The sequence below is a fragment of the Bradyrhizobium sp. MI1.10 genome (genome assembly GCF_055811035.1).
This window is the reverse complement of record NZ_JBVVPN010000043.1, coordinates 1-22,298: the sequence shown is the minus strand read 5'-3', so window position 1 is coordinate 22,298 and position 22,298 is coordinate 1. Positions and strand designations below refer to the sequence as shown.

27 protein-coding genes are annotated in these 22,298 nt (G+C 65.5%); 14 read left to right on the top strand and 13 right to left on the bottom strand.

The window, feature by feature from the left end; genetic code table 11:
- Positions 1 to 152: 152 nt before the first annotated feature.
- The 6 genes from mepA to modC all read left to right on the top strand — a co-directional run bounded on the left by mepA (position 153) and on the right by modC (position 4,328).
- Positions 153 to 1,097: a penicillin-insensitive murein endopeptidase gene (gene mepA, locus AC0L3K_RS32440; RefSeq protein ID WP_473367573.1), complete on the top strand. Its 945-nt coding sequence runs from the start codon at positions 153 to 155 to the stop codon at positions 1,095 to 1,097.
- A gap of 178 nt (positions 1,098 to 1,275) precedes the next feature.
- Positions 1,276 to 1,485 carry a TOBE domain-containing protein gene (locus AC0L3K_RS32435; protein WP_007597777.1) on the top strand — a complete coding sequence of 70 codons (210 nt, stop codon included), beginning with the start codon at positions 1,276 to 1,278 and terminating at the stop codon, positions 1,483 to 1,485.
- Between the two features lies 1 nt (position 1,486).
- Complete coding sequence (locus tag AC0L3K_RS32430; protein WP_007597779.1) at positions 1,487 to 1,990, top strand: hypothetical protein; 504 nt, start codon at positions 1,487 to 1,489, stop codon at positions 1,988 to 1,990.
- A gap of 179 nt (positions 1,991 to 2,169) precedes the next feature.
- Complete coding sequence (gene modA, locus AC0L3K_RS32425) at positions 2,170 to 2,955, top strand: molybdate ABC transporter substrate-binding protein (protein WP_473367572.1); 786 nt, start codon at positions 2,170 to 2,172, stop codon at positions 2,953 to 2,955.
- A 12-nt stretch (positions 2,956 to 2,967) separates the two neighbouring features.
- Positions 2,968 to 3,663 (top strand): molybdate ABC transporter permease subunit, encoded by a 696-nt coding sequence (gene modB / locus AC0L3K_RS32420; RefSeq protein WP_007597781.1) that lies wholly within the window; start codon positions 2,968 to 2,970, stop codon positions 3,661 to 3,663.
- 2 nt (positions 3,664 to 3,665) lie between these two features.
- Entirely contained in the window at positions 3,666 to 4,328 is a 663-nt protein-coding gene (gene modC / locus AC0L3K_RS32415) for a molybdenum ABC transporter ATP-binding protein (RefSeq protein WP_219679129.1), read from the top strand.
- A 92-nt stretch (positions 4,329 to 4,420) separates the two neighbouring features.
- Here modC and AC0L3K_RS32410 read toward each other — a convergent pair whose 3' ends face one another.
- From AC0L3K_RS32410 to AC0L3K_RS32400, 3 genes are all read right to left on the bottom strand, one after another.
- On the bottom strand, positions 4,421 to 4,702 hold the full coding sequence (locus tag AC0L3K_RS32410; RefSeq protein ID WP_473367571.1) for a hypothetical protein: 282 nt from the start codon (positions 4,700 to 4,702) through the stop codon (positions 4,421 to 4,423).
- Positions 4,703 to 4,963, bottom strand: coding sequence for a PepSY domain-containing protein (locus tag AC0L3K_RS32405; protein ID WP_007597783.1), 261 nt, complete (start codon positions 4,961 to 4,963; stop codon positions 4,703 to 4,705).
- A gap of 335 nt (positions 4,964 to 5,298) precedes the next feature.
- Complete coding sequence (locus tag AC0L3K_RS32400; protein WP_007597784.1) at positions 5,299 to 7,092, bottom strand: potassium/proton antiporter; 1,794 nt, start codon at positions 7,090 to 7,092, stop codon at positions 5,299 to 5,301.
- Positions 7,093 to 7,303: 211 nt separating this feature from the next.
- Here AC0L3K_RS32400 and AC0L3K_RS32395 point away from each other — a divergent pair, with 211 nt between their 5' ends.
- Positions 7,304 to 8,620, top strand: coding sequence for a mechanosensitive ion channel family protein (locus tag AC0L3K_RS32395; RefSeq protein ID WP_354200379.1), 1,317 nt, complete (start codon positions 7,304 to 7,306; stop codon positions 8,618 to 8,620).
- 121 nt (positions 8,621 to 8,741) lie between these two features.
- Positions 8,742 to 9,560 (top strand): type I methionyl aminopeptidase, encoded by an 819-nt coding sequence (gene map / locus AC0L3K_RS32390; RefSeq protein WP_007597786.1) that lies wholly within the window; start codon positions 8,742 to 8,744, stop codon positions 9,558 to 9,560.
- Between the two features lie 13 nt (positions 9,561 to 9,573).
- Here map and AC0L3K_RS32385 read toward each other — a convergent pair whose 3' ends face one another.
- The gene (locus AC0L3K_RS32385) at positions 9,574 to 10,170 is read right to left on the bottom strand and encodes a bifunctional transcriptional activator/DNA repair enzyme AdaA (RefSeq protein ID WP_354200041.1); all 597 of its coding nucleotides are present in this window, start codon (positions 10,168 to 10,170) and stop codon (positions 9,574 to 9,576) included.
- A gap of 132 nt (positions 10,171 to 10,302) precedes the next feature.
- Between AC0L3K_RS32385 and AC0L3K_RS32380 the strand changes: the two genes are divergently transcribed.
- The 3 genes from AC0L3K_RS32380 (at position 10,303) to radC (ending at position 12,052) form a co-directional block, all read left to right on the top strand.
- Positions 10,303 to 10,701, top strand: coding sequence for an EamA family transporter (locus AC0L3K_RS32380; protein WP_473367570.1), 399 nt, complete (start codon positions 10,303 to 10,305; stop codon positions 10,699 to 10,701).
- Positions 10,598 to 11,242, top strand: coding sequence for a DMT family transporter (locus AC0L3K_RS32375; RefSeq protein ID WP_473367569.1), 645 nt, complete (start codon positions 10,598 to 10,600; stop codon positions 11,240 to 11,242). Before AC0L3K_RS32380 ends, AC0L3K_RS32375 begins: the two co-directional genes overlap by 104 nt.
- A gap of 93 nt (positions 11,243 to 11,335) precedes the next feature.
- Positions 11,336 to 12,052 carry a RadC family protein gene (gene radC, locus AC0L3K_RS32370; protein WP_354126991.1) on the top strand — a complete coding sequence of 239 codons (717 nt, stop codon included), beginning with the start codon at positions 11,336 to 11,338 and terminating at the stop codon, positions 12,050 to 12,052.
- Here the strand turns inward: radC and AC0L3K_RS32365 are convergent.
- Complete coding sequence (locus tag AC0L3K_RS32365; protein WP_007597793.1) at positions 12,049 to 12,369, bottom strand: glycine zipper domain-containing protein; 321 nt, start codon at positions 12,367 to 12,369, stop codon at positions 12,049 to 12,051. The genes radC and AC0L3K_RS32365 overlap by 4 nt on opposite strands.
- Before the next feature lie 162 nt (positions 12,370 to 12,531).
- A complete protein-coding gene (locus tag AC0L3K_RS32360) occupies positions 12,532 to 12,906 on the bottom strand; it encodes a hypothetical protein (protein ID WP_219679124.1) in 375 nt (124 codons plus the stop codon).
- 253 nt (positions 12,907 to 13,159) lie between these two features.
- Between AC0L3K_RS32360 and AC0L3K_RS32355 the strand changes: the two genes are divergently transcribed.
- Positions 13,160 to 14,548: a peptidoglycan-binding protein gene (locus AC0L3K_RS32355; RefSeq protein WP_473367568.1), complete on the top strand. Its 1,389-nt coding sequence runs from the start codon at positions 13,160 to 13,162 to the stop codon at positions 14,546 to 14,548.
- Here the strand turns inward: AC0L3K_RS32355 and AC0L3K_RS32350 are convergent.
- The 7 genes from AC0L3K_RS32350 to AC0L3K_RS32320 all read right to left on the bottom strand — a co-directional run bounded on the left by AC0L3K_RS32350 (position 14,545) and on the right by AC0L3K_RS32320 (position 20,745).
- Complete coding sequence (locus AC0L3K_RS32350; protein ID WP_354200105.1) at positions 14,545 to 15,822, bottom strand: RNA polymerase sigma factor; 1,278 nt, start codon at positions 15,820 to 15,822, stop codon at positions 14,545 to 14,547. The two genes, AC0L3K_RS32355 and AC0L3K_RS32350, sit on opposite strands and share 4 nt — an antisense overlap.
- Positions 15,823 to 15,853: 31 nt before the next feature.
- Complete coding sequence (locus AC0L3K_RS32345; RefSeq protein ID WP_007597797.1) at positions 15,854 to 16,261, bottom strand: YciI family protein; 408 nt, start codon at positions 16,259 to 16,261, stop codon at positions 15,854 to 15,856.
- Between the two features lie 124 nt (positions 16,262 to 16,385).
- On the bottom strand, positions 16,386 to 17,078 hold the full coding sequence (locus tag AC0L3K_RS32340) for an AprI/Inh family metalloprotease inhibitor (protein ID WP_007597798.1): 693 nt from the start codon (positions 17,076 to 17,078) through the stop codon (positions 16,386 to 16,388).
- The gene (locus tag AC0L3K_RS32335) at positions 17,078 to 18,067 is read right to left on the bottom strand and encodes a 2-hydroxyacid dehydrogenase (protein ID WP_354200106.1); all 990 of its coding nucleotides are present in this window, start codon (positions 18,065 to 18,067) and stop codon (positions 17,078 to 17,080) included. The genes AC0L3K_RS32340 and AC0L3K_RS32335 overlap by 1 nt, the downstream gene beginning before the upstream one ends.
- Entirely contained in the window at positions 18,067 to 18,885 is an 819-nt protein-coding gene (locus AC0L3K_RS32330; protein WP_354200107.1) for an ABC transporter permease, read from the bottom strand. Before AC0L3K_RS32330 ends, AC0L3K_RS32335 begins: the two co-directional genes overlap by 1 nt.
- A complete protein-coding gene (locus AC0L3K_RS32325) occupies positions 18,882 to 19,712 on the bottom strand; it encodes an ABC transporter ATP-binding protein (protein ID WP_354200108.1) in 831 nt (276 codons plus the stop codon). Before AC0L3K_RS32325 ends, AC0L3K_RS32330 begins: the two co-directional genes overlap by 4 nt.
- Positions 19,713 to 19,722: 10 nt before the next feature.
- A complete protein-coding gene (locus AC0L3K_RS32320; RefSeq protein ID WP_007597806.1) occupies positions 19,723 to 20,745 on the bottom strand; it encodes an ABC transporter substrate-binding protein in 1,023 nt (340 codons plus the stop codon).
- Between the two features lie 138 nt (positions 20,746 to 20,883).
- On the opposite strand from AC0L3K_RS32320, the gene AC0L3K_RS32315 reads away from it, so the two are divergent.
- Positions 20,884 to 21,690, top strand: a complete 807-nt coding sequence (locus AC0L3K_RS32315) for a creatininase family protein (RefSeq protein WP_219679117.1) — start codon at positions 20,884 to 20,886, stop codon at positions 21,688 to 21,690.
- Positions 21,691 to 21,829: 139 nt separating this feature from the next.
- Positions 21,830 to 22,093: a hypothetical protein gene (locus AC0L3K_RS32310; protein ID WP_354126995.1), complete on the top strand. Its 264-nt coding sequence runs from the start codon at positions 21,830 to 21,832 to the stop codon at positions 22,091 to 22,093.
- The last annotated feature ends 205 nt before the right edge of the window (positions 22,094 to 22,298 follow it).

The window sequence follows — 22,298 nt, the reverse complement described above, 5'->3', positions numbered from 1 at the left end:
CCCGCGCACGAATTTTGGTCAATGCATAAGAGGGTTATCGCGTCGTTAAGAATCGGCCGGCCGACGCTGCGGAACTGCGACTTTTGAACGAGATTTCATCTGCTGGACTGTTCCTTAACCCTGACGCGGTGTTGGGCTATAAGAATGTCAACATGAGTCCCCGCCGCCTCGCCCCTCTCCTGCTCGTCATGACGCTCCTGGCCGCCGGCGACGCGCTGGCCCAGGACAAGGGCAGCGTCAACCCAAAGCCGCTGCCGCCGCTCGCCAATCCGAACGATCCGAGTATTGGTGCCAAGGAGCTGTTCGCGCGAAAGCTGCTGCCGTCGAAGGGACCGGCGCACGTCATCGGCTCCTATGTGAAGGGCTGCATCGGCGGCGCCGAGCAGATGCCGCTCAATGGCGACAATTGGCAGGTGATGCGGTTATCGCGCAATCGCAGCTATGGTCACCCCGCGATGATCGCGCTGATCAAGCGGCTTGCGGCGAGGGCGCACAAGGACGCGGGATGGCCGGGCATCCTGGTCGGCGACATCGCCCAGCCGCGCGGCGGACCGGCGCTGTCCGGCCATGCCAGCCACCAGATCGGCCTCGATGCCGACATCTGGCTGACGCCGATGCCCGACCATCGGCTCTCGCGCGAAGAGCGCGAGGACATGTCGGCGGTGATGATGGTGCGGCCGGACCGGCTCGACATCGATCCAAAGGTGTTCACGCCGGGCCATGTGCTGGTGCTGCGCGATGCGGCGCAGGAGCCGGCGGTGCAGCGCATCTTCGTCAATGCCGCGATCAAGAAGGCGCTGTGCCGCGAGGCCAAGGGCGACCGTTCCTGGCTGTCGAAGATCCGGCCGTGGTGGGGCCACGACTACCACTTCCACATCCGCATGCACTGCCCGGCGGGCGCGAGCGACTGCGAGGGCCAGCCGTCGCAATCCGAGGACGAAGGCTGCAAGCCGTCCGATCTCGCCTACTGGTTCAGCGACGGCGTGCTGCACCCCAAACCCCCGCCGGAGCCACCGAAGCCGAAACCGCCGATGACGCTGGCGCAGATGCCGGCGGCCTGCAAGGCCGTGCTGCACGCGGGCAATGCGAAGCCGTAGCCGGTCAGGCTGTAACAACTTCGTCAGCGGCTAGTCCTCGGATCTCCAAATGCGTTAGAGTGCGGCGCTGCCCTGCCGTAAGCGGGTCGGCCCTGCCGGGATGCAATCCCGCCCTCATCAACCAAATCCCTCCTCACGCGTGCGGCTTCGTCGCGCGCGCCAGCCATTGTGAGAGCCCATGCGCATCAGTGCACGCAACCAGATCAAGGGAACGGTCATCGAAGTCACGAAGGGCGCCACGACGTCCCACGTCCGTGTCGACATCGGCAACGGTACGATCGTGACCTCCTCGATCACCAACGAGGCGGTCGACGACCTCGGCATCAAGGCGAAGGGGCAGGTCACGGTGGTGATCAAGGCCTCCGATGTGATGATCGCGGTGGACTGAGATGCGCATCCCTCTGCTGCTTGGATTGCTGTTGCTCGGTATCGCGCCCGCCTTTGCGGCGGAAGAACCCAGCGGCTGCGACAAATTCAAATGGTCGATCGAGCGCGAGCGCGCCGCGCTGACCGCGCCCGACGGTGTCAAGATGGCATCGGGAAGCGAGCAGGCCGCGTTGCCGTCGTCGGCCATCACGCTGGGGCTGGTCGCGTCCGCGGAGGCAAAACTGCCGACGCCTCCGGAGCGCGCGCCAAAGGACGGCACATTTGCCGGCTTCACTGGCATCAAGGCCCCGAAGGCCGGGCTCTACACGGTCAGCCTGTCCTCGGGCGCGTGGGTCGATTTGGTCCAGGACGGGCATGCCCTCAAGCCCGTGGCGTTCAGTGGCGCGACCGATTGCGACGGCATCCGCAAGACCATGAAATACGAGCTGTCGGGCCAGCCCGTCGTGCTCCAGGTCAGCGGCGCCAAGGACAATTCGCTCTCAATCGCCATCCTACCGGCGCAATGAGCCAAGCGGTCGCCTTTGACCTGAGGCCCTGGCCTGCTATCTTCGAGAGTAGCGATATCCCTGCCGGCCGTAAGCCGCCGCCGGGACCCGTGGAACAGCGCTTCCGCTCGTCGCTCAGACCCACCAACGCCGGATCTGCGCGTGCTTCTTGCGCGCGCGATCTCGCACGGAGCGCATCCATGATTCGTATTGCCGGACTTTTCACCGCTTTCGTGATCCTCGCGGGCGCGGGCCTTTCGCCTGCCGCCGCCGAGGACAAGACCATCACCGTGTTCGCGGCAGCCTCGATGAAGAACGCGCTCGACGAGGTCGACGCGGCCTACACCGCGAGGACCGGCGTCAAGTTCAGCGTCAGCTATGCCGCAAGCTCCGTGCTCGCCAGGCAGATCGAGCAGGGCGCGCCGGCCGATGTGTTCGTCTCCGCCGACACCGACTGGATGGACTACGCGATCTCCAAGAAGACCATCAACGAGCCGACCCGGGTCAATCTGCTCGGCAACAGCATCGTGCTGATTGCGCCGAAGGATTCCAGACTCGACAACGTCGCCATCGCGCAGGGCTTCGACCTCGCAAAACTCGCCGGCGATGGCAGGATCGCGACCGGCGACGTCAAGTCGGTGCCGGTCGGGAAATATGCCAAGGCGGCGCTGGAAAAGCTCGGCGCCTGGCAGGCGGCGGAGCCGAAATTCGCCATGGCCGAGAGCGTGCGTGCCGCGCTGACGCTGGTCGCGCGTGGCGAGGCCAATCTCGGCATCGTCTATTCCACCGATGCCAAGGTCGAGCCCGGCGTGAAGATCGTCGGCACCTTCCCGACGGATTCGCATCCCGCGATCATCTATCCCGTCGCTGCGACCACGACAGCCAAGGGCGAGACCAGCGACTATCTCGCCTTCCTGCGCTCGACCGCCGCCAAGACCATTCTGGAAAAATACGGTTTCAAGTTCCTGATCAGCCCCTCCACTTAATTTTGCGATTTGATGCTCGACATCTCTCCCGCCGAATGGACGGCGATCCTGCTCTCGCTCAGGGTCGCCGTGATCGCAACGCTGGTGGCAACGCCGTTCGGCATTGCGCTGGCGTGGCTGCTCGCGCGGCGTGAGTTCTGGGGCAAGTCGGTGCTCGATGCGCTGGTGCATCTGCCGCTGGTGCTGCCGCCCGTCGTCACCGGATATCTGCTGCTGCTGACCTTCGGCCGCCGCGGACTCGTCGGCGGCTTCCTGGCGGACCATCTCGGCATCGTCTTCGCCTTCCGCTGGACCGGTGCCGCGCTTGCCTGCGGCCTGATGGCGTTTCCGCTGCTGGTGCGTCCGATGCGATTGTCGATCGAGGCGATCGACCGCCGGCTCGAGCAGGCCGCCGAGACGCTCGGCGCCACTCCTTTCAAAGTGTTCTTCACGGTGACGCTGCCCTTGGCGCTGCCTGGCGTGCTCGCCGGCATGGTGCTTGGCTTTGCCAAGGCGATCGGCGAATTCGGCGCCACCATCACCTTCGTCTCCAACATTCCCGGAGAGACCCAGACGATTTCGTCCGCGATCTATTCGCTGATCCAGACCCCCGATGGCGACGCCGCCGCGGGACGGCTCGTGATCGTCTCGATCGTGCTGGCGCTCGGCGCGCTGATCGCCGCCGAATGGTTCGCCCGCCGCGCCACCGCACGCCTGCACGGGAATTGACCATGCTGCGTGTCGACATCGAAAAGCAGCTCGGCGAGTTCTCGCTGTCCGCCGCCTTCGCGAGCGAGGGCCGCGTCATCGGCCTGTTCGGAGCGTCGGGCGCCGGCAAGACCTCGCTGGTCAACATGATCGCGGGGCTGCTGCGGCCCGACCGCGGCACCATCGTGATCGACGGCGAGACTGTCGACGACAGCGTGGCCGGCATTCATGTCCCGACCTGGCGCCGTCGCATCGGCTATGTGTTTCAGGATGCGCGGCTGTTTCCGCATCTCAACGTCGCGCAAAATCTCGACTATGGCAGGCGGATGAACCGCCTCGCGCCCGATCCGGCGCAGCACAAGCGCGTCATCGAGCTGCTCGACATCGGCGCACTGCAGGGTCGCCGTCCCGGAAAGCTCTCCGGCGGCGAGCGGCAGCGGGTCGCGCTCGGCCGCGCGCTGCTGTCGAGGCCGCGCCTGCTGCTGCTCGACGAACCGCTCGGCGCGCTCGACGAGGGCCGCAAGCTGGAGATCCTGCCCTATCTGGTGCGGCTGCGCGACGAGGCCAACGTCCCCATGGTCTATGTCAGCCACGACGCCGCCGAGCTGCGCCAGCTCGCGACGCAGATCGTGATGCTGAAGCACGGCCGCGTGACGTCGTTCGGCGGGGTGAAGGTGCTGACGTGAGGGGCGGTTGAGCAGGCAACGGATGAGGCAAGCCGCCGGCCCACCCTCCGCCGTCGTCCTGGCGAAAGCCAGGACCCATACCGCGTGATCTATCAGCGGCAGGTGGTGTGCGTACCAGCGAAGAAAACGTAACTGGTGTTCGCAAAACTACTCCCCGGGGTAATGGGTCCTGGCTTTCGCCAGGACGACGTTGGGGCGGGCTCGTAGACCGAGACCATCACCGAGGACCGGCTGAGCAGATCGGCGAGGAAGTGCGACAGCTCCGCATTGCCGAGCGCTTCCACCAGATGAACGTGGAGCGCGCTCGACAGCCGCACCGAGGCGACGCGGTCGCCGCGCGTTGCGGCGGCGCGCTCTGCTACCGGGAACCGCAACTACCAGCCGCGATCGACGTTGCGCACCTCGCCCGTTCGGGCGTCCACGTCGACCTCCATCCAGCGGCCGGCGCGATCACGGCCTTCGATCTGCCATTCATCGCCTAGGAACTCGGTGTGCGAGACGGTCATGACGCCGATATCGGTGGCGACATCGAGCGCGACCTGCATCGAGATCTGATCTCCGGTGTCATAGGCCATCGCGGGCGCGGCCGATCCGATGCCGATCGCAACGATCGCCGGCAAGATGAGCTTTCGCATGGATTACTCCTGTCAGCTGCGTTTACGCCGCTAAGAACGAGCGGCATCGCGGAGCGTTCCGGGAGCGGCGGTCACGAAGACGCGCAAATCTTCGGCGGTTGCGGCGATTTGGTGGCGGTTCCCGCGCTGTCGCCACGGACCCCGCCGTCGTCCTGGCGAAAGGCAGGACCCATTACCCTAGGGAGAAGCGGGTGGGGCAGATCGTCACCACCAGCCTTCGCGAAACAGCTGGCGGTGGTTATGGGTCCTGGCCCCCGTGCGCAATTGCGCACTAGGCCAGGACGACGAAGAAGCAGACGTGCGCTTCATCAATGACCGCCGACGCGGATGTAGCGTTAAACCCCCGCCACCGAGCTCCACAAATCCGCGAGCTTGCGCCGCAGGACCTGCATGCGCGTCAGCGGGGCGGGGGTTTCCTCATCTTCCGGCAGGCGCAGGCCGACGACGTTGACTCGGCCACCGGAGATCGAGCGCGCCACAAGCACGATCGGATCCAGCACGAGCTCCGCCCCCTCTTTCGGCGCGCGGTCGAGATGGACGTCGAAATAATCAGCGAGCGTGTGCCCGCTCTCGTCCTCGCCGACCTTCACGCCGTAGATCTCCGCGAGCTCGGCGAGCGTGTGCTCGCCGGAGACCATGAAGTCGCCCAGCAGATGCGGGTCCGGCGCCGAGCTCGGCTGCATGTCGACGAAGAAGCGGTCGAGCGATTCGGCCTTTTCCGGGGGCGCCAGCAGATAGATGTAATCGCCGGGCGCGATCGGCTCGGCTTCAATCGGCGTCAAGATGTTCTCGTTGCGGATCACCAGCGTCGGCTTCGACCAGGACGGGATCAGGCCGCGGCGAAAATACAGGCTCTTGGACCGCACCGGATAGCCGACGAGCTGCTGCTCGAGCTGGCCGGGCAGATCCAATTCGACACGGCGCGGGCCACGCTCGGCGCGCGGCAGCGCCACGTGCAGCTTGCGCGCGGCCGGTGCCAGCGTCCAGCCTTGCAGCAGGAGCGAGATGATGACGACGACGAAGGCGACGTCGAAATAGAGATAGGCCTTCGACAGCCCGACCAGCATCGGGATCGAGGCCAGGAAGATCGCGACCGCGCCGCGCAGACCGGTCCAGGCGATGAAGATCTTTTCGCGCCAGTTGAAGCGGAACGGCGCCAGGCACACGAACACCGCGATCGGCCGCGCCACCAGCATCAGGACGAATGCGATCCCGACCGCCGGCAGCACGCTGCCGCCAAGCCGGCTCGGCGAGACCAGCAGGCCGAGCAGCACGAACATCACGATCTGCGCGAGCCAGGTCGCGGCGTCCAGGAAGGCCACCACCGAATTATGCGCACGCGTCGGCCGGTTGCCGATGATAATACCGGCGAGATAGACCGCGAGGAAGCCCGAGGCGTGCATGATCTGCGAGCCGCCGAAGATGACGAGCGCGGCGGTGGTGACAAACGGCGCATGGAGGCCCTGCGGCAGCGCGACCTTGTTGAGCGCGATGACCACCAGACGCCCGCCGATCACCCCGACGACGGCGCCCAGCACGGCCTCCTGGGCGAACTCCATCAGCACATGCACGGCCGTGCCCGTTCCGAGCGAGATGTATTCGACCAGCATCAGGGTCAGGAAGATCGCGAAGGGATCATTGGTGCCGGATTCCACCTCCAGCGTCGCCCCGACGCGCGGGCGCAGGCGCAGGCCCTGGGTATGCACCAGCAGGAACACTGCGGCCGCGTCAGTCGAGGCCACCACCGCGCCGACCAGCAGCGACTCCGTCCAGTTGAGGTCGAGCGCGTATTTAGCGAACGGCGCCGTGATCAGCGCGGTCAGCAGCACGCCGACGGTCGCGAGCACCATGGAAGGCGCGAGCACGGTGCGAATGCTGGCAAATCGGGTCCGCAAGCCACCATCGAACAGGATCAGTGCGAGCGCGACCGAGCCGACCAGATAGGTGGTTCGGACGTCGTCGAACTGCAGCTGTCCGGGACCGGAATCGCCCGCGAGCATGCCGATCGCGAGGAAGACGAGCAGAAGGGGCGCGCCGAAGCGCAGCGCAAGCAGGCTTGACAGGATCCCGGCCAACACCAGGACGGCGCCGAGCAATATGGCGAGGCTGACAGTGTCGAGGGAAGCCATCCACCTTCCGGGTACGAAATCGCTGGAATTGCATCCTTATCGTCGGCGGACTCCCACGCCAACCCATTTTCTCCCGCTCGCGGCAATCTGCCCGCATTTTGCGGCCTTAACGCGCTTTACTTAGCGGTGTATCGGTGGCCCGGCCGGGCCCTTTGTGGGATTCTCCGGCGCGCTCGAATCAATGCCTCCCGCCCGCTCCCCGACGAGACCGATAGACATGGACCTCAAAGACTTCATGGAGTTCGTGCAGACCACTGCGCGCAGCGTCGGGGCCGAAATCTCCTCGCCCTGGTTCTACCTGCAGTTCGGGCTCATTCTGGCCGCGGCCGGCATCGCCTATGCCGCCGAAGCCGCCGTTCGCAGCCGGGTCGACATGACCTCGCTGGCGATGCGCTGGCCGCTGCCGCTCCGGCACTTCGCCCGGGTGATGGTCTCCAGCGCCTCGACGGCGGTGTTCACCCTGCTCGTGATCATCTCGCGCGTGGTCATGTACCACGCCACCTGGCCGAGCCGCTCCTATCTGCTGATGGTCGCCGCCAAGCTCGGCCTGGCCTGGCTCGCGGTCCGGCTGGTGACCTCGGTGCTGCGCAACGCCTTCATCGTCAAGCTGGTGTCGATCACGGCCTGGTTCGTCGCGGCGCTCTCGATCCTCGGCCAGCTCGATGCGACGGTCGACCTGCTCGATTCCTTCGCCATCGTGCTCGGCGGGCTGCGGCTGACACCGCTGCTGGTGATCAAGGCCGGCGCGCTGCTGCTCATCGCGCTCTGGCTCACCAACATCGCCAGCAATTTCGCCGAGAGCCGGATCAACTCGACCACCGATCTGACCCCGTCGGTACAGGTGCTGCTGGTCAAGATCATCCGCATCGGCCTGCTTGCGGTCGCGATCGTGATCGCGCTCGGCACGGTCGGCATCGATCTCTCGGCGCTCGCGGTGTTCTCCGGCGCGGTCGGCGTCGGCATCGGCATCGGCCTGCAGAAGATCGTCGCCAATTTCATCTCGGGGATCATCCTGCTCGCTGACAAATCGGTGAAGCCCGGCGATCTCGTCACCATCGGCGACAACACCGGGCGGATCAGCGCGATGAAGACGCGCTATATTTCCGTCGCCGCCGGCGATGGCCGCGAATTCCTGGTGCCGAACGAGGATCTGGTGACGCAGAAGGTCGTCAACTGGACCTACACCGACAAGAACACGCTGGTGAAGATCGCCTTCGGCACCAATTACGACGCGGACCCACGGCTGGTCTGCAAGCTCGCCGCCGAGACCGCGGCCGCGCATCCGCGCGCACAGAAGGGCAAGCCGCCGAATTGCATCCTGACCGAGTTCGCCGAAGCCGGGATGAAGTTCTCGCTGACCTTCTGGATCGCCGACCCCGACGGCATGGACAACGTCAAGAGCGACGTGATGCTGGCGCTGTGGGACGCCTTCAAGCGCGAGGGTATCCGGGTTCCCTACCCGGTCCGCGAAATCCGCGTCCGCGGCGGTGCCCTGCCGGTGGAAACCATCATGGAAGTCCCGAATTAGGCCAGCTTAAGGGCGCAAGGCAGGCAGGCCTGACTTGCATGAAGGCGCGCAATCATTAAATTGGGGCGCGAAATCAAGCCTTTCCGCCGATATCGAGCCCACCTCAGAAGATTGCGCCCGCATGAGCTACGTCGAAGCCTCCGATACCTCCCTGCGCAAGACCGGACAGATCAAGCTGCACGGGCCAAGCGCCTTTGCCGGCATGCGCAAGGCGGGCGCGCTGGTGGCGAAGTGTCTCGACGAGCTCACGGACATCGTCGGGCCCGGCGTTCCGACCGAGCGCATCGACCAGTTCGTCCGCGACTTCGCCTTCAGCAACAATGCCTATCCGGCGACGCTGATGTATCGCGGCTACCGCTATTCGACCTGCACCTCGCTCAACCACGTGGTCTGCCACGGCATGCCCGGCGACCGTCCGCTGAAAGAGGGCGACATCGTCAACATCGACGTCACCTTCATCGTCGACGGCTGGTACGGCGATTCCAGCCGGATGTATGCGGTCGGCCCGATCGCGCGCAAGGCGGAGCGGCTGATCGAGGTGACCTATGAGGCGATGATGCGCGGCATCGCGGCGGTGAAGCCCGGCGCCACCACCGGCGACATCGGCCACGCCATCCAGAGTTTCGTCGAACCGCAGGCCATGAGCGTGGTGCGCGATTTCTGCGGCCATGGCCTCGGGCGCATGTTCCACGACGAGCCGAACATCATTCATATCGGCCGGCCCGGCGAAGGCGTGCAGCTCAAGCCCGGCATGTTCTTCACCATCGAGCCGATGATCAATCTCGGCAAGCCGCACGTAAAGATCCTCTCCGACGGCTGGACCGCCGTGACCCGCGACCGCTCGCTGTCGGCGCAGTTCGAGCACTCCGTCGGCGTCACCGCCACCGGCGTCGAGATTTTCACGCTGTCGGAGCGGCACGGCGAGAAGCAGATCGGGTGATCCCACCGCGCGCCTATCGCGGCCGTCGGAACGACGACGGTCGCCGCTTGTAGGTCGCGGCAAAGGCATCGTTGAATCTGCGAACGCTGCCGAAGCCTGCGGCGAAGGCGATCTCCGCCAATGTGATGCTGGTCTGGTCGATCAGGCGCTTGGCTTCCTGCACGCGCCGCGTCGCCGCGATCTCGCTCGGGCTCGCCCCGGCATGGCGCATGAACAGGCGGAGCAGATGGCGCGGCCCGACGCCAAGGGCTTCTGCAAGCTCCGCCATGGATGCACGATCCAGGAAACCTTCATTGATCAGGCGCACGCCGCGCGCAACGGTGCTCGCCGTTCCCATCCAGGCCGGCGACCCCGGCGCGGTTTCCGGCCGGCAGCGCAGACACGGGCGAAAGCCGGCACGTTCGGCGGCGGCGGCGGTCGGATAGAAGGTGACGTTTTCGGAGCGCGCGGGGCGAACCGGGCAGACCGGCCGGCAGTAGATCCGCGTCGAGCGGACACCCGAAAAGAACAGGCCGTCGAATGCGCGCGCACGCGCGAGGCGCGCGCGATCGCAAGTGTCCCAGTCGAGATGCGGTGGCAGCGTCTGCCGATGTTCCGAACCTGTCGCCATTGCGCGACAATAATGCCCGCGCTGCACGCCGAGTAGCCGAAATCGGACTCGGTCGGGCGATGAGGTCCGAATCCAGCCAGCCTGCGCCGCCGCGCCGGATCATGGTCCCGGTCCATCCCGGAGCAGATTCGCATGAGCCCGCAGGCGCAACACACGACAGAACAAACCACTCTCGCGCTCGATATCGGGCTTCTGCTGCTGCTCTCGCTGATCTGGGGCAGCTCGTTCACGCTGATCAAGGTCGCGGTCCCGACGATCCCGCCCTTCACGATGGTTGCCGCGCGTGTGACGATCGCGGCCATTCTCCTGATTGCGGTCGCTCGCACGCAGGGACACGCCCTTCCCGGCCGTGGATCGGTATGGGCGGCTTTCTTCGTGCAAGGGCTGCTGCAAAGCGCCTTGCCGTTCACTGATCAGTTGGGGCGAGATGCATATCGCAAGCGGTCTTGCCGGCGTGCTCAATGCGACCCCGCCGATGTTCGTGCTCGCGATCGCGCTGATGACCCGGCTCGGGCGGCAGACCATGAGTAGCCGGAAGATCATCGGCGTCGCCCTCGGCCTTGCGGGCGTCGCGGTGACCATGGGTGCCGACGCGCTCTCAGGGATCGGCACGACGGCACCGCTGGCGCAGGCGGCCGTGCTGTGCGCGAGCCTCTGCTACGCGCTGGCACCGATATGGGGACAACGCTTCTCGGGCCTGCCCGCAATCGTCACCGCGGCCGGCGCCATGAGTTGCGCCGCAGCGCTGATGCTGCCCGCGGCCACCGCCATCGAACGGCCCTGGACCCTCCCGCCACCGCCCGCGAGCGCGATCGCAGCGGTCATCACGCTCGCGATTGTCTGTACGGCCCTTGCGATGGTGATCTACTTCCGCTTGATCCGCACGCTCGGCCCGCTTGGCACGACCAGTGGGAGCTACCTGCGTGCGGGCTTTGCCGTGGCGCTCGGCACCGTATGGCTCGGCGAGCACTTCAGCTGGTCCAGCCTTGCCGGCATGGCGCTCATTCTCGTCGGCGTCGTGGCGATTACGGTGTCCCCGCCGGCGCACAGCGCCAAGAAGCCGATAGGCTGAGCCACCATCTTCTGGGCCAGCTGTCGGGACCAGCGCGCCGCAGGCGCAATTGACGGTTGCAAAAACGATTACCCGCAGCAATGCTGGCGGCCGATGCCCGCCAAGACCGACCATGACAAGAGCAAGCCGGAGCACGCGCCGCCGCACTATCTCGGCCATCGCGAACGGCTGCGCGAGCGCTTCTACAGCGCGGGTGCGGACGCGCTCAGCGACTACGAGCTGCTGGAGATGGCGCTGTTTCCGGCACTGCCGCGGCGTGACACCAAGCCGCTGGCGAAGTCGCTGATCAAGACCTTTGGCTCGTTTGCCGAGGTCGTGCACGCGCCGGTGTCGCGCCTGCGCGAGGTGGACGGCGTCGGCGAATCCGCGATCCACCAGCTCAAGCTGCTCGCGGCGGCGGCGCACCGCGTCGCCAAGGGCGGGGTCAACAGCCGCAACGCGCTGTCGTCCTGGAACGAGGTGATCGACTATTGCCGCACCAGCATGGCGTTTGCCGAGAAGGAGCAGTTTCGCCTGCTGTTCCTCGACAAGCGCAACCAGCTCATCGCCGACGAGGTGCAGCAGACCGGCACCGTCGATCACACCCCGGTCTATCCGCGCGAGGTGATCAAGCGCGCGCTGGAATTATCCGCGACCGCGCTGATCCTGGTGCACAACCACCCCTCAGGCGATCCCTCGCCCTCGCAGGCCGACATCCAGATGACCAAGGCGATCATCGACATCGCCAAGCCGCTCGGCATCGCCGTCCACGACCACATCATCGTGGGCAAGAGCGGGCATGCGAGTTTGCGCGGGATGCGGTTGATCTAGTAACAATATCGCGGATCGACCGGGACATAGGAGCCGTCCCGGCGCTGCATGTAGCAGCCGCGCTGATAGGCGTAATAGCCGGAGCGGCGGCGTTCGCCCTCGGAGGCGATCGCGGCGCCCGTGCCGGCACCGACGACAGCGCCGATGGCGGCTCCGCGGCCTCCGCCGATGGCGCCACCCACGATCGCTCCACCGACGCCGCCGAGGATGGCACCGCCAATTGCGTCCTGCGCCGCCGCTTCATGAGCCGGCATCGCGATTACGACCGCCAGACATGCCGCGATAGCGAAACTTCCAATGCGAAGACCTCGAAGCATGCTCGCCCTCCCCTGTGGTCAGACGAGTCATAGCGCCGCAACCGGATTCGGACCAGAAAAATCACCATGCCGGGACCCGGCACGTCTCGCGATGGCGTCGGAGGCTCGGCTCGAAGGCGGCTCAGGCCATGCCGCGTGCGCCGCGCGGCCGGATGCTTCATCTCATGCATCGACCCAGCGCTGCACGGCCTCGGCGGTGTCGGCCGGCGTGGTGTTGAAGCAGATCGCCGCATCCGGCGCCAGGCGGTGGACGAGGTTGAGCACCTTCTCGAACAGCAGCAGGCGCTCCTTCGGCTCGCGCAGCCCCGCGCCGATCACGATGCAGTCGAAATTCTCCTCGCGCAACGCCGCCGTGACGGCGGCTTCCGCCGCGGCATCGAGATCGATCAGGCAACTCGTGACCTCGTAACCGAGATCGCGCAGGCGCAGCAGCTGCGCATCGATATAGTTGCGCACGAGCTCCGGCGTGAGCTGCGGGAATGCGCTGTAGTCCGCATTGCCGGGTTCGATGCCGATCGCGAGGACGCGCGTGGTCATGCAGGGCTCCTTGGCCGGACTGTCTCGCGTCGCTAACGGGGCAGCGGCCCTGCCGGTTCCCTCGCGGGCGGCCGCCCTGATCCCGGTCCTGCCGCTCATTTTCCCGGCGAGGTTGTAACCCACTTCACACGCGGCGCCGCGGCGGCCTGCCAGACTTGCGGGAGATCACGCTGGCCTCACGCCCTGATCACGGCACCCGGTTCACTTCGTCTGACGCGGAGTTGCGATAGTTCATTCATTGTGGGAGCGGAAAATGATTTCATTCGAGAGTTTGAAAAGCGAATACGAGCGCAATTGGTCCAATCTCGAGATCCGGCCTTCGCGCCTGTCCGACGCGAATGCGGTCGCGCGCAAGGCCATCAACGGCAAGGCGACCTATCAGCAGATCGAACGGTTGACCGGCGTCCCCTGGCATTTCGCTGCCCTCTGCCATTACCGCGAGTCCAATTTCGATTTCGACACCTATCTCGGCAACGGCGAAACGCTTCATCGCGTGACGGCGCTCGTTCCGAAGGGGCGCGGTCCGTTTGCCACGTTCGTGGACGGCGCCGTAGACGCCTTCAGGATCGAGAATTTCGTCGGCGCTCACGACTGGGGGATCGCGCGGATTCTGTTCCGGCTCGAAGCGTTCAACGGCTTCGGCTATCACGCCAAGGGCTGCAATTCGCCCTATCTCTATGGCGGTTCGACGCTGTATGGCCCGCCCGAGGCAAGGGCCGGCAAATTCGTTCGCGATCACGTGTTCGATTCGAACCACGTCGATTCCCAGCTCGGCACCGCGGTAATCCTGCATGCCATGATGTCGCTGGATTCCTCGATCACCCTCGACGACAGCCCGCAATTCGCGAGCCGCGCGGAGCCGGAAGACGACGCGGCGTCGACGATCGTTCTCATGCAGCAGGCGCTCAACAAGCTCGGCGCCAATCCGCCGCTCGCCGAGGACGGCATCAGCGGACCGAAGACCAGAACCGCGGTCTCGCAATTTCAGCAGCAGAACGGCCTGAGAGATACCGGACTTCTCGACGGCGCCACGGTCGCCGCCCTCACGCGCGCGACGCAGTCGGCCCCCACCGGACCGACCGGCGATGTGTCCCGGATCATGAAGCGGCTCGAGGACCTCGCGCAATTGCTGCGGCCGCCGGTCGGCGGTGTGACGCCGGCAACGACTACATCGGGCAATACACTGCCCGCCACCAATGATCCGATCAGCCTGTTCGAACGGCTCTTCTCCCTCGTCAACAAGACATCCTCCATGCCAGGCCCCCTCACCCCGACCAGCACCGCTCCCGTCGACCAGTTGAAGCAGGTCGTCGACCTGCTCGGCACCTTGCTCAACCGGGACGGCAAGCCTGTCCTCGGCCAGGTCAATGGCGCGCTCGGCGATACCATCGGCAAGATGCTCGACGGCAAGAAGACTGCGCTCGGCATCGGCGGCTCGCTGATCACGGCGCTGCTCTCGTCGGTGACGGCGAGCCCCAACGCGGGAGGCATTGCCGGGTTGCTCGGGACGCTCGTGTCGGCGGTGCCGGGCCTCGGCCAGTTCGCGATGCCGATCTCGCTGGCGCTCACGGCCTGGGGCATACTCGGCAAGATGGAGAAGTGGGCCCAAGGCACCGCGCCGCCGCCCAGGCCGACGACCTAGAGACACTGGTCGCGCAGCGCCGCGGCGCGACGCTGCATCAGCGCGCGCTCACGCCCATTGGTCGCAAGAGTAGCGGCAGCCTCGAACGCCAGCAGCGCCTCTGCGAGATGCCCGAGCTTTTGCAGGAAGTCGCCGCGAACCGCCGGCAGATGATGATAGGCCGTCAGCGCCGGCTCGACGGCGATTGCGTCCAGCACGTCGAGCCCGGCTTGCGGTCCCTCCGCCATGCCGACCGCGACCGCGCGATTGAGCTCGATGACCGGCGAGCGCACCAGAAGCGCCAACGCGGCATAGAGCTGCGCGATGCGCCGCCAGTCCGTGCCTGCAGCAGAATCCGCCGCCGTGGCATGACACGCCGCGATGGCGGCCTGAAGCGCGTAAAATCCTCCGGCGCCGCCGAGCTCGCAGGCACGTTCGAGCGACCGCAGGCCGTGACGAATCTGCAATTGATCCCAGAGCGTGCGATCCTGGTCCATCAGCAGAATGGGATCACCATTCGCATCGGTGCGCGCACGCGTACGCGAAGCATTCAGGTCCATCAGGGCGATGAGGCCGTGAACTTCCGGCTCGTCCGGCGCCAGACCGACGAGCACCCGGCCCATGCGCAACGCCTCGTCACAGAGCTGCGGCCGCAACCATTCCTCTCCCCGCGCCGCGAGATAGCCCTCGTTGAAGATCAGATAGACAACCTCCAGCACCGAGGCGAGACGCTCCGACAGAGCTTCGCCGCTCGGGGTCTCGTAGGCGAGGCCGGATTCCGACAGCGTTCGCTTGGCGCGGACGATGCGCTGCGAGATCGTTGCTTCCGGCACGAGGTAGGCGCGCGCAATCTCCGATGTGGTCAAGCCGCAGATCATGCGTAGCGCCAGCGCCGCGCGGGCTTCGCGCGACAGGATCGGATGACAGGCCGTGAAGATCAGCCGCAACAATTCGTCGCCGATGTCGTCGTCGAGCGCGGCATCGAAATCCGGCACGGTCGCCTGCTCCTGCAACATGTCCCGCGCCAGCATGTCGTGCTTCTCCGCGAGCATCTTGCCGCGGCGCAAATGATCAAGCGCGCGGCGCCTGGCAGCGGTCATGAGCCAGGCGCCGGGATTTTCGGGCACGCCGACGATGGGCCAGGATTCCAGCGCCGCAACCAGCGCGTCCTGGGTCAGCTCTTCCGCCAGCGGCACGTCGCGCAGCATCCGCGACAGCGTGGCTATCAGCCGCGGCTGCACGACGCGCCAAGTGGCGCGGATGACACGATCGATGTCGGTGTCGGCGGCCGTCATCGCCGCCGAAGGAGACGAGCGGAGTTGTCCATCAGGCGTGGGCGGCGACCCCTGCACGCGCGTTGACCTCACAGGCCACGTCCACGCCCGGCGTCGCGAATGCCCGCAATTCGCAGGTGCCTTCCCAGCCCGGCATGTGGTCGAGGTGCAACTGCATGAATTCCTTGGCCATCGCCAGGGCCTCGTCCTTGTCGCGCAATTCGAAAATGGCATAGCCGCCGATCACCTCCTTGGCCTCCACGAACGGGCCGTCGATGACGCTGAGCTCGCCGTCAGCGACATACACCCGCGCGCCGGTCGCAAGCGGCATCAGGCCGCCATTATCGAGCATCCGGCCGGCCTTGATCTCCCGTTCGGAAATCCTTTGCATCGCCTCCGCCAGCGCCGGGGACGGCCCTGCCAGGGGCTTCGGAGAAGTAACGATGTACATGAAGCGCATGCAAAACTCCTGTTGAGGCGAGACGCGGCCAGTTCGGCCGCGAAATCAGCTCGCTATTGGGATGACGATCCAGCCGGCGCCGGATCGACATCAGGAACGGGAAAATTGCGAGGCCGGGCGAACGCTACTGACGCAGCATGATCAGGGGATCGGCGGTATCGGGGACGCGCCGCCATTGCGCGTTGTCGTCGGCCTCGAACTGCCAGGCCTCACCGGCCTTCGACAGCAGGATGATCTGGCCGCGGTCGAGCCGCCATTGCGTCGGGTTGAACTGCGCGATCGCCGCATCGCATTTCGGCTTGAGGAAGACCTGGAAATTGTCCGGCCCGGCTTCCGTGTTGGTCAGCGTCAGCCCGCAGACCGGCTGGCCGTTGCCGCGCACGATCGACCAGTCGCCGATCATCTGGTCCATCGACTTTGCCATCGAGCGGGCGGCGGCAAGGTCCTGCAGGATGTAGACGCCCTCGCCCTGCCGCAGGCCCTCGAAGATGCCGGCCTCGACCTCGGTGAAGTCGATCACGGCTTCACCACTCGAATCCTGCAAGCGGACGATGTCGAGACCTCTGACGCTCCAGGCGACGATGTCCTTGGTGAAAGGCAGCGCGGCCTTGCAGGCCGGCTCCAGCTCGAGCTTGAAGCCTTGAGCGGCGGCGTCCGCCTTGAGCGTGACGACGCAGGTCTTGCTGCGCTCAGTGGTCGAGAGCTCCCACTGCCCGGGCATCTCCTTCTTCAGGGTCGTTGTATCCTGCGCCTGCGCGATGCCGATCGCGGCAACGCATGCCGCGATCACAGATGCTAGGACCCGAAGACCTCCCATCAGCGTCCCCTAAACGGCGTTTCCGCAACCGGCGTCAATGGCGCCTTGCCTGAGAACCAGGACTTGAGATTGTCGACCACGAGCTGATCCATCGCGTTGCGCGTCACCACCGAGGCCGAGCCGATATGCGGCAGCAGCACCACGTTCTGCATGGTCTTGAGCTCGTCCGGCACGTTCGGCTCGGCCGCGAACACATCGAGGCCGGCGGCAAGAATGGTGCCGGACTTGAGCGCCTGGACCAGCGCCGGTTCGTCGATCACCGAGCCGCGCGCGACGTTGACCAGCACACCGCGCGGGCCGAGCGCCTTCAGCACCTCGGCGTTGATCATCTTGTTGGTGCTGGCGCCACCGGGCACGATCACCATCAGCGTGTCCACTGCCTTCGCCATGTCGATCAGGTCGGGGTAATGCTTGTAGGCGACGTCCTTGGACGGATTGCGGGTGTGATAGACCACCGGCACCAGCGAGGCATCGAGCCGCCGTGCGATCGCCTGTCCGATCCGGCCCATGCCGACGATGCCGACCTTGCGGTCGCGCAGCGAGCCGACGCTGAGCGGATAGTTCTGGGTCTGCCAGAGTCCGGAGCGCACATATCGGTCGGCCTTGATGAACTCACGCACGGTAGAGATCAGAAGGCCCATCGCGACGTCGGCGACCTCCTCGGTCAGCACGTCGGGCGTATTGGTGACGATGATGTTGTGCTCGGCGGCGTATTTGGCATCGACGTGGTCGTAGCCGACGCCGAAGCTCGCCACCATCTCGATCTTGGGCAATTGCGACAGCGAATTCTTGTCGGCGCGCACGGTGTGATAGGTCACCGCCACGCCGCGGATCTTTTCGCGGATTGCCGGCGTCAGCCGCTCGAGATCCCCCCACGTCTCCGCCTTGTGCACGACGAAATGATCGGAAAACCCGTTCTCGAGGATCGGCCGGACCGGCCCATAAATCAGGAGGTCGATCTTTTCGGACGAAATCGAACCGGTGGTCATCAGTTGTCCTTTCCAAGCGCGCTCTCGTGCCAGCGCCGTAAAACGAGGTGGGAAACTAGCGCCAGCACCCCATAGATGACAATCCCGGCCAGCGACAACAGCAGCAGCGCTGCGAACATGCGGGGTATGTTCAGGCGGTAGCCGGATTCTGCGATACGGTAGGCGAGCCCGGAGCCGGCGCCGGCCGTTCCCGCCGCGATTTCGGCCACGACCGCGCCGATCAGCGACAGGCCGCCGGCGATACGCAGCCCGCCGAGAATATAAGGCAGCGCCGCCGGCAGCTTGAGAAAGCGCAGGGTCTGCTGCGGCGAGGCGCCATAGAGCTGGAACAGGCCCGCGAGGTTGCGATCGACCGAATTGAGCCCGAGCGTAGTGTTCGACAGCACCGGGAAGAAGGCGACGATGAAGGCGCAGACCACGACCGCGGTCTGCTGCTCCAGATAGATCAGCAGCAGCGGCGCGATCGCGATGACAGGCGTAACCTGAAGCACCACGGCATAGGGGAACAGCGATGCTTCCACCCATTTGGACTGGTTGAACAGCAGCGCCAGCGCGATGCCGCCGATGCTGGCCGCGACAAAACCTTCAAGCGTGGTCAGCAGCGTCGCGGCAAGCGATTGTGACAGCACCGCCCAATCCTTGATCAGCGTCAGGAAAATGACCGAGGGCGCCGGCAGCACGTAAGGCGGGATGTCCTTGATGCGGACCACGAGCTCCCAGGCGAGCAGGCCCGCCGCGAACACGATGACGGGCAGCACGAAGCGCACCGCGCGTTTTGCGCCGGACGGCCTCGCCGTGACGGAAGCTTGCGCGTTCATAGCGTCGACTGCCCTGCATAGGACGGCGCCAGCGCCGCCGACACTTTCCGGCAATAATCGGAATAGGCGACTGAAGTGCGAAACTCCTCGCCACGCGGCTCGACCGTCTCGATGCGGAAGTCGGCCTGGATGCGGCCCGGCCGCGCCGTCATGACTACCACGCGCTGCGACAGATAGACGGATTCGAACACCGAATGCGTGACGAAGATGACGGTCTTGCCGAGCCTGCGCCACAGCGCGAGCAAATCGTCGTTGAGGCGGAAGCGCGTGATTTCGTCGAGCGCCGCGAACGGCTCATCCATCAGGAGGATATCTGGGTCTGTGACGAGCGCGCGCGCCAGCGACACCCGCATCTTCATGCCGCCGGAGAGCTCGCGGGGAAAGGCGTCGGCGAAATCGGCAAGCCCGACGCTTGCCAGCGCCTCGTCGGCACGCGCGCGCGATTCCGCCTTCGGAACGCCTGCGAGCTTCAGCGGCAACCGCACGTTCTCGCGCACGCTGGTCCAGGGCATCAAGGTCGGTTCCTGAAACACGAAGCCGATGCCATGACCTGGTTGAACATGACCTGGCTGGGGTCCGCCCTCGCGACGCGCCAGCCTCACGATTCCTGACGACGGCGCGCTGAGCTCCGCGATCAGCCGCAGCGCCGTCGACTTGCCGCAACCTGACGGACCGAGCAGCGAGATGAACTCGCCCTTGCGCACCGCAAGATCGAGCGGGCCGAGCGCCAGCACGCCGTTATCATAGGTCTTTGTCACGCCGCGCAGGCTGACAGCCAGGGCCGTCAGGCCGGCCTCGACCCCCGCCGACGTTTGGACTGATGACATCGGCCTTGCGCTACGGCTTGCTCGGGCGCAGCTCGGCGCCGACGCCCTTGTTGACGAAGCGCAGCGTATAGGATTTGCGGAAATCGAGGTCCGCCTTCACCACGCCCGCCTTCACCATCTTGTTGAAGAAGGAGGTGTAGCGCTCGTCGCTCATCGCGCCGATGCCGTTCTTCAGCGAATCGCCGGAATCGACGATGCCGTACTCCTTCATCTTGGCGACAGAATAGGCGAGCAGCTCGTCGGTCATTTCCGGATTGAGCTTCTTGATCATGGCGTTGCCCGCGGAATTGTCGCGGTAGATGTAATTGTACCAGCCGACCATGGAGGCATCGACAAAGCGCTGCACCAGGTCGGGCTTCTTCTCGACCACGTCGCGGCGGCTCTCGATCAGGGTCGAATAGGTGTTGAAGCCGTAATCGGCGAGCAGCAGCACGTTGGGCTTGAAGCCGGCGGCCTTCTCGACCGCGAAGGGCTCGGAGGTGACGTAGCCCTGCATCGCGCTCTTGGGATTGGCGATGAAGGGCTGCGGATTGAAATTGTAGGGGCGAACGTTCTTCTCGCTGAAACCGTATTCGGACTTCAGCCATTGGAAATAGCTGGTCATGCCCTCCTTGGAGACGAACAGCGTCAGCGGCTTGAGGTCCTCGATCTTGGTGACCTTGGCATCGGGCTGCGTCAGCATCACCTGCGGATCCTTCTGGAACACCGCGGCGATCGTGACGACCGGGACGTTGTTGGCGACCGCGTCGAACGACATCAGCGTGTTCGCGGCCATGAAGAAATCGATCTTGCCGGCGATCAGGAGCATCCGGTTGTTTTCGTTGGGACCACCGGGAACGATGGTGACGTCGAGGCCGTATTTCTTGTAAGTGCCGTCGGCGACGGCCTGGAAAAAGCCGCCATGCTCGGCCTCGGCGACCCAATTGGTGCCGAAGGTGACCTTGTCCAGGGTCTCGGCGCGCGCCGGGACCACCGAGACGAAAGCGGCCATCAGACCCGCCGTTAAGGCTCGCCGCAGATGAGAGGGGCTCATGATGGGACTCCGTCGATCGCTTCTAGCCGATGTCCAAGCAACGCGATAAAACCGCAAGACATTCAGGGACGCGAGCCGGCCTGGCCCGCGTCCCCTGATACCCCAAATTACGCGACAAATTCGGGCAAAGAAACCTTGATGACGCCTTCCCGCGACTGGACCGAGATCCGCTGGGCCGATGCCAGCCCCGCCGAGGTGTCGCGCTGGATCGCAGTGCTGCCGCTGGCGGCGACCGAGCAGCACGGCCCGCATCTGCCGCTCGAGACCGACGTGCTGATCGCCGACACCTATCTCGCGCGGGTGCGCGAGCTGCTGCCCGAGAGCGCTCCGGCCAGTTTCCTGCCCGTTGAACCGATCGGGATTTCCACCGAGCATATCGACTATCCGGGCACGCAGACGCTGCCGACCGACATCGCGTTGAAAAAATGGACCGCGATTGGCGAAGATGTCGCGCGTCGCGGATTGAAGAAGCTCGTCATCATCACCAGCCATGGCGGCAACAGCGCGGCCATGATGCTGATCGCGCAGGATCTTCGCGCGCATCAGAAGCTGTTCGTGGTGACGACGTCGTGGTCGCGGTTGTCGGGCGCGGACAGCCTGTTCCCGGCCGACGAAGTGCGCCACGGCATTCATGGCGGCGCGGTCGAGACCTCAATCATGCTGGCGCGCTATCCCGATCAGGTACGCGGTGATGCGATCGCGGATTTTCCCGCGAGCAGCATCGCGATGGAGCAGCAATATCGCTGGCTGTCGACGCAGCGACCCGCACCATTCGCCTGGCAGGCGCAGGATCTCAACCCAAGCGGCGCGGTCGGCAATGCGACGCTGGCCGTGGCCGCGAAGGGCGAGCAACTGATCGACCAGGGCGCCCGCGCTTTTTGCGAGCTGCTTGCCGAGGTCGATAACTTCGACGTGAACAGGCTCGCCAAAGGCCCGCTCGGTTAGCGCTTATCCTGCTGGAATCATTCGGGAAAGATTCAAAGTCGAGCTCCGCTTTTGCCGGTTTCGAACCGGACGCGCGGAGCCTCCGTCCAACTCGGTACGCGGGCCACAACGGACCGCCTCAACCCGGATGGAGTTTCACATGTCGATCAAGACCAAGATTTTCGCAGTTGCCCTCACCGCGCTCACCCTGACCGGCAGCGTCGTCGCCACCACCTCGCAGGCGCAAGCCAAGCCGCTCGGCTGGGGCGTCGGCGTCGGCCTGGGCATCGCCACCGCCGCCGTCGTCGGCTCCGCGATCGCCGCCAGCAACGACCCCTATTACAACGGCTATCATCGCTGCGGCTGGGCCGCCCAGTACAACGCCTACGGCCAGTACGTTGGCCGCGTTCGTACCTGCTTCTGATTTTGCGTCCCTGAGGCCGATCTCACGTGGATCCCGCGTCCGACACGGGCGCCTCATCCACCCCGTGTCGTGCCCCCGACCCCCCCCGGCTGTCCCCCCCGGCGGGGGGCCCCGGGTTTTGGGCGCGGGAATTTTTGGCGGGCCGGCCCCCAGCCGGGGGGCCCCACCCCTGCGGGCAAACCCCAGAGTTGGTATTTGTGATTTA

What these genes read in the sequence shown, in the direction of transcription:
- radC (WP_354126991.1), top strand. Translation starts at nt 11,336, where the DNA reads ATGCCCGCCAAGACCGACCATGACAAGAGCAAGCCGGAGCACGCGCCG.
- AC0L3K_RS32340 (WP_007597798.1), bottom strand. Translation starts at nt 17,078, where the DNA reads ATGGGAGGTCTTCGGGTCCTAGCATCTGTGATCGCGGCATGCGTTGCC.
- AC0L3K_RS32310 (WP_354126995.1), top strand. Translation starts at nt 21,830, where the DNA reads ATGTCGATCAAGACCAAGATTTTCGCAGTTGCCCTCACCGCGCTCACC.
- AC0L3K_RS32320 (WP_007597806.1), bottom strand. Translation starts at nt 20,745, where the DNA reads ATGAGCCCCTCTCATCTGCGGCGAGCCTTAACGGCGGGTCTGATGGCC.
- modC (WP_219679129.1), top strand. Translation starts at nt 3,666, where the DNA reads ATGCTGCGTGTCGACATCGAAAAGCAGCTCGGCGAGTTCTCGCTGTCC.
- AC0L3K_RS32385 (WP_354200041.1), bottom strand. Translation starts at nt 10,170, where the DNA reads ATGGCGACAGGTTCGGAACATCGGCAGACGCTGCCACCGCATCTCGAC.
- AC0L3K_RS32405 (WP_007597783.1), bottom strand. Translation starts at nt 4,963, where the DNA reads ATGCGAAAGCTCATCTTGCCGGCGATCGTTGCGATCGGCATCGGATCG.
- AC0L3K_RS32330 (WP_354200107.1), bottom strand. Translation starts at nt 18,885, where the DNA reads ATGAACGCGCAAGCTTCCGTCACGGCGAGGCCGTCCGGCGCAAAACGC.
- AC0L3K_RS32375 (WP_473367569.1), top strand. Translation starts at nt 10,598, where the DNA reads ATGCATATCGCAAGCGGTCTTGCCGGCGTGCTCAATGCGACCCCGCCG.
- AC0L3K_RS32355 (WP_473367568.1), top strand. Translation starts at nt 13,160, where the DNA reads ATGATTTCATTCGAGAGTTTGAAAAGCGAATACGAGCGCAATTGGTCC.
- AC0L3K_RS32430 (WP_007597779.1), top strand. Translation starts at nt 1,487, where the DNA reads ATGCGCATCCCTCTGCTGCTTGGATTGCTGTTGCTCGGTATCGCGCCC.
- AC0L3K_RS32400 (WP_007597784.1), bottom strand. Translation starts at nt 7,092, where the DNA reads ATGGCTTCCCTCGACACTGTCAGCCTCGCCATATTGCTCGGCGCCGTC.
- modA (WP_473367572.1), top strand. Translation starts at nt 2,170, where the DNA reads ATGATTCGTATTGCCGGACTTTTCACCGCTTTCGTGATCCTCGCGGGC.
- AC0L3K_RS32380 (WP_473367570.1), top strand. Translation starts at nt 10,303, where the DNA reads ATGAGCCCGCAGGCGCAACACACGACAGAACAAACCACTCTCGCGCTC.
- modB (WP_007597781.1), top strand. Translation starts at nt 2,968, where the DNA reads ATGCTCGACATCTCTCCCGCCGAATGGACGGCGATCCTGCTCTCGCTC.
- AC0L3K_RS32350 (WP_354200105.1), bottom strand. Translation starts at nt 15,822, where the DNA reads ATGACGGCCGCCGACACCGACATCGATCGTGTCATCCGCGCCACTTGG.
- AC0L3K_RS32325 (WP_354200108.1), bottom strand. Translation starts at nt 19,712, where the DNA reads ATGTCATCAGTCCAAACGTCGGCGGGGGTCGAGGCCGGCCTGACGGCC.
- AC0L3K_RS32345 (WP_007597797.1), bottom strand. Translation starts at nt 16,261, where the DNA reads ATGCGCTTCATGTACATCGTTACTTCTCCGAAGCCCCTGGCAGGGCCG.
- AC0L3K_RS32435 (WP_007597777.1), top strand. Translation starts at nt 1,276, where the DNA reads ATGCGCATCAGTGCACGCAACCAGATCAAGGGAACGGTCATCGAAGTC.
- map (WP_007597786.1), top strand. Translation starts at nt 8,742, where the DNA reads ATGAGCTACGTCGAAGCCTCCGATACCTCCCTGCGCAAGACCGGACAG.
- AC0L3K_RS32360 (WP_219679124.1), bottom strand. Translation starts at nt 12,906, where the DNA reads ATGACCACGCGCGTCCTCGCGATCGGCATCGAACCCGGCAATGCGGAC.
- AC0L3K_RS32315 (WP_219679117.1), top strand. Translation starts at nt 20,884, where the DNA reads ATGACGCCTTCCCGCGACTGGACCGAGATCCGCTGGGCCGATGCCAGC.
- mepA (WP_473367573.1), top strand. Translation starts at nt 153, where the DNA reads ATGAGTCCCCGCCGCCTCGCCCCTCTCCTGCTCGTCATGACGCTCCTG.
- AC0L3K_RS32335 (WP_354200106.1), bottom strand. Translation starts at nt 18,067, where the DNA reads ATGACCACCGGTTCGATTTCGTCCGAAAAGATCGACCTCCTGATTTAT.
- AC0L3K_RS32365 (WP_007597793.1), bottom strand. Translation starts at nt 12,369, where the DNA reads ATGCTTCGAGGTCTTCGCATTGGAAGTTTCGCTATCGCGGCATGTCTG.